Origin of the sequence: Paraburkholderia sp. USG1, assembly GCF_031570135.1 — a bacterium.
GTDB lineage: Bacteria > Pseudomonadota > Gammaproteobacteria > Burkholderiales > Burkholderiaceae > Paraburkholderia > Paraburkholderia dioscoreae.
On sequence record NZ_JAMWXW010000043.1, the window covers coordinates 48,552 to 61,157 of the forward strand.

Annotated in this window: 13 protein-coding genes and 1 tRNA gene; 1 reads left to right on the plus strand and 13 read right to left on the minus strand. The window is 59.8% G+C overall.

Features of this window, described 5'->3' with window-relative positions:
* Positions 1-163: 163 nt before the first annotated feature.
* From NE850_RS35890 to NE850_RS35945, 12 genes are all read right to left on the minus strand, one after another.
* On the minus strand, positions 164-547 hold the full coding sequence (locus NE850_RS35890; protein ID WP_310700113.1) for a response regulator: 384 nt from the start codon (positions 545-547) through the stop codon (positions 164-166).
* A gap of 480 nt (positions 548-1,027) precedes the next feature.
* Complete coding sequence (locus tag NE850_RS35895; protein ID WP_310700114.1) at positions 1,028-2,344, minus strand: DUF3631 domain-containing protein; 1,317 nt, start codon at positions 2,342-2,344, stop codon at positions 1,028-1,030.
* A 3-nt stretch (positions 2,345-2,347) separates the two neighbouring features.
* The gene (locus NE850_RS35900) at positions 2,348-2,623 is read right to left on the minus strand and encodes a transcriptional regulator (RefSeq protein WP_310700115.1); all 276 of its coding nucleotides are present in this window, start codon (positions 2,621-2,623) and stop codon (positions 2,348-2,350) included.
* A 318-nt stretch (positions 2,624-2,941) separates the two neighbouring features.
* The gene (locus NE850_RS35905; RefSeq protein ID WP_310700116.1) at positions 2,942-4,165 is read right to left on the minus strand and encodes a phage integrase central domain-containing protein; all 1,224 of its coding nucleotides are present in this window, start codon (positions 4,163-4,165) and stop codon (positions 2,942-2,944) included.
* A gap of 120 nt (positions 4,166-4,285) precedes the next feature.
* Positions 4,286-5,500, minus strand: a complete 1,215-nt coding sequence (locus NE850_RS35910; RefSeq protein WP_310700117.1) for a phage integrase central domain-containing protein — start codon at positions 5,498-5,500, stop codon at positions 4,286-4,288.
* Positions 5,501-5,658: 158 nt separating this feature from the next.
* A tRNA-Thr gene (locus tag NE850_RS35915) sits at positions 5,659-5,734 on the minus strand.
* Between the two features lie 19 nt (positions 5,735-5,753).
* Complete coding sequence (locus NE850_RS35920) at positions 5,754-6,263, minus strand: ClpXP protease specificity-enhancing factor (protein ID WP_165187134.1); 510 nt, start codon at positions 6,261-6,263, stop codon at positions 5,754-5,756.
* 70 nt (positions 6,264-6,333) lie between these two features.
* Positions 6,334-6,945, minus strand: a complete 612-nt coding sequence (locus NE850_RS35925) for a glutathione S-transferase N-terminal domain-containing protein (RefSeq protein WP_006052302.1) — start codon at positions 6,943-6,945, stop codon at positions 6,334-6,336.
* A gap of 95 nt (positions 6,946-7,040) precedes the next feature.
* Positions 7,041-7,796, minus strand: coding sequence for a cytochrome c1 (locus NE850_RS35930; protein ID WP_007180225.1), 756 nt, complete (start codon positions 7,794-7,796; stop codon positions 7,041-7,043).
* Positions 7,797-7,817: 21 nt separating this feature from the next.
* Positions 7,818-9,197 carry a cytochrome bc complex cytochrome b subunit gene (locus tag NE850_RS35935; RefSeq protein WP_007180224.1) on the minus strand — a complete coding sequence of 460 codons (1,380 nt, stop codon included), beginning with the start codon at positions 9,195-9,197 and terminating at the stop codon, positions 7,818-7,820.
* On the minus strand, positions 9,197-9,817 hold the full coding sequence (gene petA, locus NE850_RS35940; protein WP_035517856.1) for a ubiquinol-cytochrome c reductase iron-sulfur subunit: 621 nt from the start codon (positions 9,815-9,817) through the stop codon (positions 9,197-9,199). Before petA ends, NE850_RS35935 begins: the two co-directional genes overlap by 1 nt.
* Before the next feature lie 231 nt (positions 9,818-10,048).
* Positions 10,049-10,795: a Nif3-like dinuclear metal center hexameric protein gene (locus NE850_RS35945; RefSeq protein WP_165187136.1), complete on the minus strand. Its 747-nt coding sequence runs from the start codon at positions 10,793-10,795 to the stop codon at positions 10,049-10,051.
* 19 nt (positions 10,796-10,814) lie between these two features.
* On the opposite strand from NE850_RS35945, the gene NE850_RS35950 reads away from it, so the two are divergent.
* Positions 10,815-12,038 carry a Do family serine endopeptidase gene (locus NE850_RS35950; RefSeq protein ID WP_007180221.1) on the plus strand — a complete coding sequence of 408 codons (1,224 nt, stop codon included), beginning with the start codon at positions 10,815-10,817 and terminating at the stop codon, positions 12,036-12,038.
* A gap of 21 nt (positions 12,039-12,059) precedes the next feature.
* Here the strand turns inward: NE850_RS35950 and NE850_RS35955 are convergent, their stop codons facing one another.
* Positions 12,060-12,539, minus strand: coding sequence for a DUF1493 family protein (locus tag NE850_RS35955; RefSeq protein ID WP_310700118.1), 480 nt, complete (start codon positions 12,537-12,539; stop codon positions 12,060-12,062).
* Positions 12,540-12,606: the final 67 nt, after the last annotated feature.

Consider the following 12,606-nt stretch of genomic DNA (forward strand, 5'->3'; position numbering starts at 1 on the left):
CGAGCGGCTGAGATGGGTCGCGTGCAGTCCGCCGCCTGCCCAAGCGGCTTAGATTCAATATGGACTTTGCATCAGACTGTAGCCGGCCACGACCGGCCATTCATAGGAAACGGAGAAATCGGTCGCCCAACCTTGAGTGAACCAGCGTGAGACGTCCGTAGCGCTAGGACGTATGTGGATGGGAGGCGATTGCTCCCAGAACTACAAGCAGATCGGCTGGCTTTACAAGATGGTAGTCGAAGCCGGATCTCGATGATTCAGCCCGCTCGTGGGGCAATGACAGAGCGGTAATCGCGACTAGCAATGGAAACGGTTTGAATTGTAAGTATCGAATCTCCCTTGCCACCGCCCATCCGTCCATTCCGAGCATCTGAATATCAAGAACCACAGCGTCCGGACGCCACGCACGGTATTCCGCAAGCGCACCCGCCCCTTTTACAGCTGTCCGAACATCGTGCCCGTGATCGACGAAAAACATTAAGTAGGCAGCCAATATGTTCGGATTATCGTCCGCAATGAGAAGGCGTGCGGCGGCTGGGTTGACCATATGTTTCTCCAATTGCTTCTCGCGACGCAATTGATGGGCCCGATCGCGCTGCGCAGGGATCCTTGCACAACAAGTTTCGCGTATGCATTCACACTGTCAGGTAAATCTGGATGTGAGCGACGCCGTACGCGCACATGAACAGCCAATGTGGATGCCCGATGCCCGCTTTCGCTGAATGCCATGACTGTTTCGGGTCGACTACTGCCCGATAACCCTGGCCAGACTACAACTGCGATCGGCTGAATGGCGAACCCTATTGATACCGGAAGGAGTGACGTAACGTCGCTCCCAATCCGCCGTCACCTGCTCCCGTCGAACGACTAACAGCGTCGACCCATAATGTACCCGTCGCCCTTTGACCGGCGGAACCTCCACCTCGTAGATTGTGCAGGCATGCAGGTACCTATGGGTGCCTTGGCCGCTCCCCCGCTCCGGTCCATGCGTGACAAGACCCAAGCGGGGAGCGGTCATCGCTGGAAGTTAGTCAGGTGAGCGCTCATCGCCATCCGGCTTCTTCGGCGCGGCGTCGTCACGTGACGTGTCGTCCTCCTTCCCGCCGTCATCGCCAGATTCGCCCTTACCCTCCAGTTCGTCCAGCAACGGCCCCAGCAGGTCCGTCGCCTGCTCCTCTTCCGGCGCTCCGTACGCCTTGACCTTCGGCCACAGATCCTCAAGGTGATATCCCTTGAGCCTCTGATCACCGATCGCCACCGTCCGGGACCGCACCCCATAGGGCCGCAACAGCTTCGCTAACTGGCGGGCAGTAATCGGCTTGCCGTACCCGTTGAAGTTCGCCCAACGCTTCTCCAGATCCTCGCTCAGCGCACGGATAAGATGCTCCGACGTCAGCTTCTCCTTGCCGGACTCGGTGAAGGCCGGTAGCAAGTCACGCAGCAACTCCGCACCCGCACTCGGATCCTCGTCGGTCTGGGAAGAGAACATCTCCGCCAGCCTGTCGGCGATTTCCGTCCAGCGCTCTCCCGCGAGGATACCTACCGCTCGCAGCGGCAACCAGTTGTCCCCGCCACGGTTACCGACCCTATCGGTCTCCGTAGCCAATTCAATTGCCGGGCCGTATGCCTCGTAATAGTCGGCCACAATGCGGGCCAGCTTGCGGTTGAGGATGCCGAAGCGCGTCCGGCCTTGAGCGCCGATGGCCTCAACGCGGTGGTCACTCGGCTTCTTCTCCAGATTGGTGATGTGTGCGCGGGACATGATGGTGGGCGTCGCGCGGCCGATACCGCACAGCACCTTGGGCCCCCAGAGGCGGTAGCGGTCCAACCCCTTCGAACTAGCGCCGTCCTTCGAGGCGGCACGATAGGTCCAGGCGCTCCGGCGGCGATAGCCGTTATTCACGAGGTTAGTCATCATGGCCTTGACCTTTCCCCCGAGGCTATCCCACTCATCAATAAGGACGGTCGGACCGTTTCGCTCATTGAGGATGCGGAAAACGGCGGCGCCAGTGATATTGCCCGCGAATATCGGCTTGCAGGCCAGTTCGCCGATCAGTTCCAGATAGCGCGTCTTGCCGCACCCTTTGTCGGGAGCGGTAATGATGAGCAGCGGGAACGCATCGATTGCGGGGTGGTGCGACAGCCAGGTTGAGGTGATCCAGAGCGCGTCCCGCTCAAGCATGCGCTGGTCGCAGTACACGTACTCGCCTAGGGCAGACGCTATCTCGTCCAGCAACGCGGCCAGATCGACCGGCTCAGGCCACGGCTCTACGCGGCCAAACTCACGATCATTGTCCGAAGGCAGATTGAGGGCGTTCAGATCGTCATTGATATGCTCCGCCATTGCTTAGCCCTCCACCGAGAATGTTGCCGGGTTCGAAAGCCAGGCATTCACCTCGTCGTTGCGCCAGACGGTGCAACGCTTGCTCATGCGAATCGGCTGGGGCGCGCGCAGGCCATTGACCAGCAAACGCCACGTCTCGCGGGAGATGGGGAGGTACGGCTGAATGTCATTGAACCGACTCAGGCCGCCCGGCACGAGACGGGCGGGCAGATAATCATCTTGCCCGATCGGGGAGTGATGAGCGGCGAGCTTGTGCGCCCCAACTTCGTACGTCTTCATATTTTTTCCTGTTAAAAACGGGCTATCGAATTGATGTCCCACAGGAATACACGGCTAGAAATCTCCGGCCCCCCCACGCGCGGCCAACGAAAGTATTACCAAATGTAACAAAAATCGCTAAAAGCCTTTACAGTCAAAGCTTTGCCCAATTCACATCCTATAGATGACAGTAAGTCGAATTAATCATATCGGCCGATTTAATTGCGAAAATCAATGGGAGATTTGCCACGCGGCGCACGATCTATGGGTCGTGTTGAAAAGCGAATTTCCCACATGCAAAGGAAAAGGGCACGACCTCTCAGCCGTGCCCGTTGGCAATTACCGTCGCGGCGCAAACTGCAGCACGTTCGACCGCCGCTGCTCGTCCAGATAGTCCGCCCAACACTGCATCATCTTGCGGCGCTGGGGCAGGTACTGGGCATGGTTGTAAGCGGCCCGCACGCCGTTCCCCTCGACGTGCGCCAACTGCCGCTCGATCCAGTCGGAATTGAATTCCCGTTCGTTGAGGATGGTGGACGCAAGCCCCCGGAAGCCGTGTCCCGTCATGATGTGCCGGAAGCCCATCCGGCCTAGGGCGGAAAGCACGAAATTCTCGCTCAGCGGCTGATTCCTCCTGACAGGGCTGGTGAACACCCAACGCCCGGCCCCAGTTAGCGGCCTAATTTCCTCCAGCACGGCCAGCGCCTGTCTCGACAGGGGCACGATATGGGGGCGCCGCTTCTTCATCTTCTCAGCGGGAATTCGCCACTCGGCCCGGTCGATGTCGATCTCGGACCACTCCGCATGGCGAAGCTCGATGGTCCGGACGAACGTCAGGTTGAGGAATCGAAGGGCCAGTCGCGTCTCCGGCTCACCTTGGTACGCGTCGATCTTGCGGAGCAGGTCGGGAAGAGCTGACTCGTCAATCCGGGCCATTGGCGTCGTCGGGCGACTCGTCAGCGCGTCGCGTAGATCGACGGACCAGTCACGCTCGGCGCGGTCGGTCGCCACTGCGTACCGGAATACCTGCCCGCATATCTGGAGGGTCTTCTTAGCAACTTCCAAGGCTCCCCGCTTCTCGATCCTGCGAACGACGGCGAGCAATTCGGGGGCGCGGATCTCCGATATGGACCGCTTGCCCAGGTCGGGATAGACGTCGCTCTCCAGCAGCTTCCGAATGCGCTCCGCATGCCCCTCGCTCCAGCGTGCCCGCCGGGCGTCAATCCACTCGTCGGCCACAATGGAGAATCGGGCTTCGGACAATTCGGCCTCGCGCCGCCGGGCATCATCACGCTGGCGAGCGGGATCGGCCCCACTCGCCAACAACTTCTTCGCCGCCTCTCGCCGCTCCCGGGCGTCGGACAGGGAAACGGTCGGATAGTCGCCGAAGCTCATCCGGTTCTCCTTGCCGTTGAACCGGAATTTCAGCCGCCACTTCTTCGAGCCGGAAGGCATCAATTCGAGGAACAGCCCCCCGCCGTCGAAGAGCTTGTTCCCCTTGCCTTCGGGATTATGTTTCGCGTTCCGACACGTCACGTCGGTCAACGGTTTGGACAATGACATCAAGCCTCCAGAGATGAATCGCGGCTCTGCGCAATGTTAATAGGAGGAGATCGAATTCTCGACCGCCTCCCTAACATCGGCCTCCCGGCTCGACTCACTCCCTGGAGCTTGAATTGCCGATTATTTCCGTGCGAACTGGATGACGTTCGACCGGCTCTCCTGCTCGACGTAATCGGCCCACCACTGCATCATTGTCCGTCGGCCCTCCAGGTACTGGGCATGGTTGTAGGCTGCTCGCACGCCGTTTCCCTCTACGTGCGCCAACTGCCTCTCGATCCAATCGGACGAGAACCCCTTCTCATTGAGGATGGTAGACGCAAGCCCCCGGAAACCATGACCCGTCATGCGGGAGTGATAGCCCATCCGGTAAATCGCGTAGAGCACTGTGTTCTCACTCATCGGCTGGTGACAATGCCATGAGTGGGGGAAGAGCCACTGGCCCCCACCCGTGAGCCCCCGAAGCTCCTCGATAATCCCCAGCGCTTGCATGGAAAGGGGAACGATATGGGGTCGTGCCACCTTCATCTTGTCAGCAGGAATTCGCCACTCGGCCTGCTCGACATCGATCTCGGTCCATTCGGCATGGCGTAGCTCAATGGTTCGCACGAACGTCAGGGCCAGCAGCTTGAGAGCAAGCTGCGTCTCGGGCCGCCCGTGGTACGTGTCAATCTTCCTCATCAGCTCCGGCAGTTCCGAGGCATTGATCCGCGTCATGTTCTTGACGGTGCGGGTACGAAGCGCGCCCCGCAAGTCTCCCGAGGGGTCGCGCTCTGCTCGTCCCGTCATCACGGCGTACCGGAATATCTGGCCACACATCTGGAGGGTCTTCTTCGCCGTCTCCAGCGCCCCGCGCTCCTCGATCCGGCGGATCACCGCAAGCAGGTCAGGGGCGGTGATCTCGCTGATTGGACGCATTCCCAAATCCGGGTAGACCTCCCGGTCAAGCTGATTGCGAATACGGCCGGCATGATGCTCGCTCCAGCCGTCGCGCTTATTCCCGATCCATTCTTCCGCGATGATGGAGAAGAGATTCTCCGACTTGATAGCCTGCTGACGCCGGGACTCCGCCCGGTGCTGGGCCGGGTCAATGCCTTCGAGCAGTAATTTCTTCGCCGCGTCGCGCTTCTCCCGCGCTTCGGCCAATGAGACGAGTGGATAGTCGCCGAAGCTCATCCGGTTCTCCTTGCCGTTGAACCGGAATTTCAGCCTCCACTTCTTCGAGCCCGTGGGCATCAGCTCCAGAAAGAGCCCCCCACCGTCGAATAATTTCTTCGATCCGTCAGAATCGTACTTCGCGCTCCGACAAATCACGTCGGTCAACCGGTTCGATGCCATTTGATAAGCCCCCTAGGCTTAACTTTGGCCCCCACCCGGCCCCCCTCGCTTCCTTGTTGCCCCCGGCTGAATCTGGGCAACCCCGGCAAAAGAAAACCCCGCGAGACCAAGTCTGGCGGGGCTTTCTGGGCAATGCTGGGTACTACTGGGAAGCTAACTGGTGCCGGCTGCAGGACTCGAACCCGCCACCTCATGATTACAAGTCAAGCGCTCTACCTGATGAGCTAAGCCGGCATGAGGCCGTGATTCTACTTCATTTTACGATCTTGAGGCGAGCCCTTCCGCCACCTTTCGATCCGTCGTCGTCAGGCTGCGGGCCGTCCGTCGCGCTATCCGTTTTGGCGGCGACGGCATCCGTGACCGGCGCCGTTTCGACCGCACGCGGCACGGGCGACTCCGCCTCTTCTGCCACTTCCGCGTCAGCCCCCGAATCCAGCGCTTCACCGCCCGGGGACTCGACCGGAAACGCCATGCCCTGGCCGTTTTCACGCGCGTAGATCGCGAGAATATTGGCGATCGGCACTTCGATCTTGTGCGACTTGCCGGAGAAACGCGCGCTGAACTCGATCCACTCGTTGCCCATCTGCAACTGGCTGGTCGCCTCGAAGCTGATGTTCAGCACGATTTCGTTGTCGCGCACAAACTGGCGCGGCACGCGCGTCTGATTGTCGACCCGGACCGCGATGTGCGGCGTATAGCCGTTATCCGTGCACCACTCATAAAGCGCGCGCAGCAGATAAGGCTTGGTGGAAATCTCTTGCATCAACAGTCCTCTTGCCGGGCGCGGGCCCGCGCTCAGCCAGCCGCGCGGCACCCTCACCCCAAAGCCAAACTCAACGACGCATCACCTTTTCCGAAGGCGTCAGCGCTTCGATATAAGCCGGGCGGCTGAAAATGCGCTCGGCGTACTTCATCAGCGGCGCGGCGTTCTTCGACAATTCAATGCCGTAGTGGTCCAGACGCCACAGCAACGGCGCGATCGCGACGTCGAGCATCGAGAACTCTTCGCCGAGCATGTACTTGTTCTTCAGGAAGATCGGCGCGAGTTGCGTCAGGCGATCGCGGATCGCGAGACGGGCCTTCTCGTGATTCTTCTCGGCGGCCTTGCCTTTTTCGTTTTCGAGCGTGCCGACGTGCACGAACAGCTCTTTCTCGAAGTTCAGCAGGAACAGGCGTGCGCGGGCGCGCTGAACCGGATCGGCCGGCATCAGTTGCGGGTGCGGAAAGCGCTCGTCGATATACTCGTTGATGATGTTCGATTCGTACAGAATCAGATCCCGTTCGACGAGAATCGGCACCTGACCATACGGATTCATCACAGCGATGTCTTCCGGCTTGTTAAACAGGTCGACGTCGCGGATCTCGAAGTCCATGCCCTTTTCGAACAACACCAGCCGGCAGCGCTGGGAGAACGGGCAAGTTGTGCCGGAATACAGAACCATCATATTTACGTTTCCTCAAAAAGCTGAAAGGCCAGCGCGCGGAAAAACCGTTCAGCAGGTTTTTCCTGGCGCCGGCCCCACGCCGGGTGACGGCGTGATTATTTGATATGTTTCCAGTACGCGGCGTTCAGTCGCCAGGCGAAAAAGCTCAGGATACCGAGGAACATCAGCACCCACACGCCAAGCTGTTTGCGGGTTTTCTGGGTCGGTTCGGACATCCATGACAGGTACGACACGAGGTCGGCCACAGCAGAATCATAATCTACCGGCGACATCGTCCCCGGAGTGACCTGCTGGAAGCCCACAAATTTGTGTACCGTCTCACCGGTTTTTTCGTCGGTTTCGTCACCGAACTTCGCGGTACGTTGCCCCTGAAGCTGCCACAGCACGTGAGGCATGCTCACGTTTTCATACACCAGATTGTTCCAGCCTGTCGGCCGCGTATTGTCGCGGTAAAAGCTGCGCAAATACGTGTACAGCCAGTCTTTGCCGCGCGCCCGCGCTTCCACCGACAAATCCGGCGGACTCGCGCCGAACCACGCTTTCGCGTCTTCGGGGCGCATCGCCACGGTCATTGTGTTGCCGATTTTATCCGTGGTGAACAGCAGGTTCGCCTGAATTTCGTTCGGCGTAATGCCGAGGTCGGTCAGCCGGTTGTACCGCATCAGGTTCGCGCTGTGGCAATTCAGGCAATAGTTTACAAACAATTGCGCGCCGTGCTGCAAAGAAGCGAAATTCTCCGCGTTATCCGGCGCACGGTCGAGCGGGAAATTCTCGTCCGCGTAAGCCGGGGCGGCCAGCACCGCAAGCAGTGTCGCGCCGATCAGCGCGCACTTCGTAAGCAGTTTTTTCATTCGTGTTCTCCTGGCTCGCGATTAGTGAGGCTTGAACCGCACCCGTTCGGGCGGCTGCTTGAACGTGCCAAGCCGCGTCCAGAACGGCATACCGAGGAAAAACGCGAAGTAGATCAGTGCGCAGATCTGGGCGATCAGCGTGGCGGCCGGCGACGGCGGTTTGGTGCCGAGAAAGGCCAAAGTCAGAAACGCGGCCACGAAGATGCCATAGAACACTTTGTGAAAAAACGGCCGATACCGGATCGACTTGACCGGCGAGCGGTCGAGCCACGGCAGGAAGAACAGCGAAACGACCGCGCTGCCCATCACCACCACGCCCCAGAACTTCGATTCGGTGAACGCCATAGCCAGAATCACCAGCACCGCGAGCACCGGCAGACCGAGCCTCCACTTGCCGCGCGCGCGCACCAGCGCGAGCAGGCCGAGCAGCGCGATCACGACCATCAGCACGATCTTGAACGGATCGGTGGTGGCGCGCAGCATCGCGTAGAAAGCGGTGAAGTACCATACCGGCGCGATTTCGGGCGGCGTTTGCAGCGGGTTGGCCGGCACAAAGTTGTTCGCTTCGAGGAAGTAGCCGCCCATCTCCGGCGCGAAGAAGATGATCGCGGCGAAGATAAACAGAAACACCGTCACGCCCATGAAGTCGTGCACCGAGTAGTACGGGTGGAACGGAATGCCGTCGAGCGGAATGCCGTCCGGGTCCTTCTTCGCCTTGATCTCGATGCCGTCCGGATTGTTCGAACCGACTTCATGCAGCGCGACCAGGTGGGCGACCACCAGACCGATCAGCACGAGCGGAATCGCAATCACATGAAACGCGAAGAAGCGGTTCAGCGTGACGTCCGAGACTACATAGTCGCCGCGAATCCACAGCGACAGATCCGGCCCGATGAACGGAATCGCCGAGAACAGGTTCACGATCACCTGCGCGCCCCAGAACGACATCTGGCCCCACGGCAGCAGATAGCCGAAAAACGCCTCGGCCATCAGGCACAGGAAAATCGCGCAGCCGAAGATCCACACCAGTTCGCGCGGCTTGCGGTACGAGCCGTACATCAGCCCGCGGAACATGTGCAGATAGACGACGACGAAAAACATCGACGCGCCCGTGGAATGCATGTAACGGATCAGCCAGCCCCACGGCACCTCGCGCATGATGTACTCGACCGACGAGAACGCGAGCGTCGCGTCGGGCTTGTAGTTCATGGTGAGGAAAATGCCAGTCACGACCTGATTGACCAGCACCAGCAGCGCGAGCGAACCGAAGAAGTACCAGAAGTTGAAGTTCTTCGGCGCGTAGTACTCGGAAACGTGCTTCTTCCAGGTGGAGGTCAGCGGAAAGCGCCGGTCGATCCAGCCGACCAGCCCGGTCGTCTCTACTTCGTGTTCGATCGCCATTACGCTTCTCCTTTCTCGTCCTTGCCGATCACGAGGCCGGTGGCCGAGGTGAACATGTAAGGCGGGATGTCGAGGTTCTGCGGCGCAGGTTTGTTCTTGAAGACGCGGCCGGCCATGTCATAGGTCGAGCCGTGGCACGGGCACAGAAAGCCGCCTGGCCAGTCGTCCGGAAGATTGGGCTGCGCGCCCTCCTGGAAGCGCGGCGTCGGCGTACAACCCAGATGGGTGCACACGGCGACGGCGACGAACAGATTCTTGTGGTCGGCGCGTGAACGGTACTCGTTATTGCAGTACTCCGGCAACGGCATTGAAAAAGGATTCTTGGTGTGGGGATCCGCTACTTCGTTATCGGCTTTCTGGACATCGGCGAGCATCTTGTCGGTGCGGTTGATGATCCACACCGGTTTGCCACGCCAGGCTACGGTCTTCATGTCGCCAGGCTTGAGATCGCCGATATCGACTTCGACCGGGGCACCTGCTGCCTTGGCCTTTTCAGATGGTGCAAACGAACTAACAAAGGGTACGACAGTGGCAACGCCTCCTATGCCACCTGCTACGGTCGTCGCTATCAGCCAGGTACGGCGGCTGCCGTCGACGCGTTCATCTTCCTTGTCTCGCATCACACGCCCCACTTCTGAGTTGGATTTTTCCTTCACGTCGCTTCTACCGCCGCTAGTTTGCGCGAATGGAGTCGCCATTTACAAGGGCCGATTGCCAAAAACCGTGCGAAGCCCTTGATAAATCAGGGTTTCTCCGTACGGATCGCAAACTTTTTTGCACCTCCTTTTAAGTGCCCTCTGCGTTATTCCTGCTTTTTTCTTCTCTAATGCGTTTTATCTGAATTTCGCGATTCAAACGGGATTAGGGATATCGATAAAGAGGTGTTCGATATCGAACTGCTCGGACAGGTGCTTGCCCACCGCCTGCACGCCGAAGCGCTCCGTGGCATGGTGGCCCGCCGCAAGAAAAGCGACGCCGCTTTCCGCCGACGTATGCATCACCGACTCCGACACTTCGCCGGTCAGGTAGACGTCGGCACCCGCGTTGATAGCTGCGTCGAACATGCCTTGCGCGGCGCCCGTGCACCAGGCCACGCGACGCAGTTCGCGCTCCGCGTCGCCGAACACGAGCGGCGTGCGGCCGAGCGTCTGCTCGACCTGCGCGGTGAAGTGGGCGAGCGTGATCGGCATCGGGAAGGTGGCGAGCCAGCCGAGGTCGTTCTCGCCGAAGCGCGCGTCGCTGATCCAGCCCATCTTCGCGCCGATCTGCGCGTTGTTGCCGAACTCGGGATGGGCGTCGAGCGGCAGGTGATAGGCGAACAGATTCAGCTCGTTGGCGATCAGCAGTTTGAGACGCCCATATTTGCGGCCGGTGATCTGCGGCGCCTCGTTGCGCCAGAAGTAGCCGTGATGGACCAGCACGGCGTCCGCGCCCCAATCCAGCGCGGCTTCCAGGAAGGCCGCCGAAGCGGTTACGCCGGTCGCCAGCTTGTTGATCTTGCGACGCCCTTCGACCTGCAGCCCATTGGGGCAATAGTCCTTGAAGCGCGCGGTTTCAAGGAGATTGTTCAAGTACAATTCAAGTTCGATCCGATCCATATAAACCTCTAGTCTTCAGATGCTTAGACGCTTTTGGCTGTTCTTTGCCCAAGCGGTGACCGTGCTGTTGGCGCTCATGTTCATCGTTGCGACTCTCAAACCGCAGTGGCTGCAGCGTCAGGGGCAATTCGGCAAGCAACTCGCCGAACCGATCGTCGCCCTGCGGGAAGTGGCGCCAGGTATCGGCAGCGGCCCAGCCCAGGCGTCGTATGCAGACGCCGCGCAAAAGGCCATGCCGGCGGTCGTCAACGTGTTCTCCAGCAAGGATGGCTCACTGCCGCCCGACCCGCGCGCGAAAGATCCGCTGTTCCGCTACTTTTTCGGCGACAAGAACAATCGCAAGCAGCAGGAGCAGCCCGCATCCAATCTCGGCTCCGGCGTGATAGTGAGTTCGGAAGGTTACATTCTAACGAACCAGCACGTCGTGGACGGCGCCGACCAGATCGAAATCGCGCTGGCCGACGGCCGCACCACGAATGCGAAGGTCATCGGTATCGACCCGGAAACGGATCTGGCCGTGCTCAAGGTCAACATGACCAATCTGCCCACCATCACGCTCGGCCGTATGGATCAGACGCGCGTCGGCGACGTGGTGCTGGCGATCGGCAATCCGTTCGGCGTCGGCCAGACGGTGACAATGGGCATCGTCAGCGCGCTCGGGCGCAATCACCTCGGCATCAACACGTTCGAAAACTTTATTCAGACCGATGCGGCCATCAACCCGGGCAACTCGGGTGGCGCACTGGTCGACGTGAACGGCAACCTGCTCGGCATCAACACCGCCATCTATTCGCGCTCAGGTGGCTCGCTCGGCATTGGCTTCGCGATTCCCGTGTCGACCGCGCGCAGCGTGCTGGAGAGCATCATCACCACGGGTTCGGTCACGCGCGGCTGGATCGGCGTCGAACCGCAGGACGTCACGCCGGAGATCGCGGAATCGTTCGGGCTGGATCAGAAGTCGGGGGCGATTGTCGCGGGCGTATTGAAGAACGGACCCGCGGACCGTGCGGGCATCAAGCCGGGCGATATTCTCGTGAGCGTGAACGGGCAGGAGATCACCGACACTACGCGCCTGCTGAACGTGATCGCGCAGATCAAGCCGGGTACGGCTGCAAAGGTGCATCTGGTGCGCAAGAGCCGCGAGATGGATCTGGACGTCACCATCGGCAAGCGTCCGCCTCCGCCGAAGCAACCGGTTGAGGATAATGGCGGCAGTGATCAGCAGGATGATGATGGGGGTTGAGATTCAGGCGCTGGAAGACCGCTACGCGTCCCACCGCCGCGTTTTCATAGCCTCCTCGAGCATGCCGAGAGTAAGAGATCTACCGCCAAGGGTTTCGCGCGCACTGGCGCTGAACGGCGACTTGGCCACTGTTGCGAAGAAGGGTCCGCTATTCAGCTTCGCAGCCGGATAGTAGTGGTGCGGATCAAAACCGCCTATGTCGACACCGAAGCGTGCGGCCCATGCCTTAATAAATTCCGCGATACGCCCTGGATTCATGTCCAGATCGTGATAAAGGTCCGCGTCTCTCGTTAGTTGCAGCCGGCCGACAATCGGTTTGCCGGCATCTTCCGCGACAAACGCTTTCAGACTGTTCCAGATCTCTGCTGTCACCGGTGGTTCTCTGCTTTTACAAGGCCCGTCATATCCAATGGTCGATCGATAAGCGGTTGTGGATGCACCGTAAGCACCCGGTGAAGTCATCTTGATTGGCTGGGGAGCGAGAGCGAGGATCGTGTCCATCTAAATTTTGAAATGGACAGATGTACACGATGGACGAGACCGGGGTGATGCAGGAGGTTGTGCAACC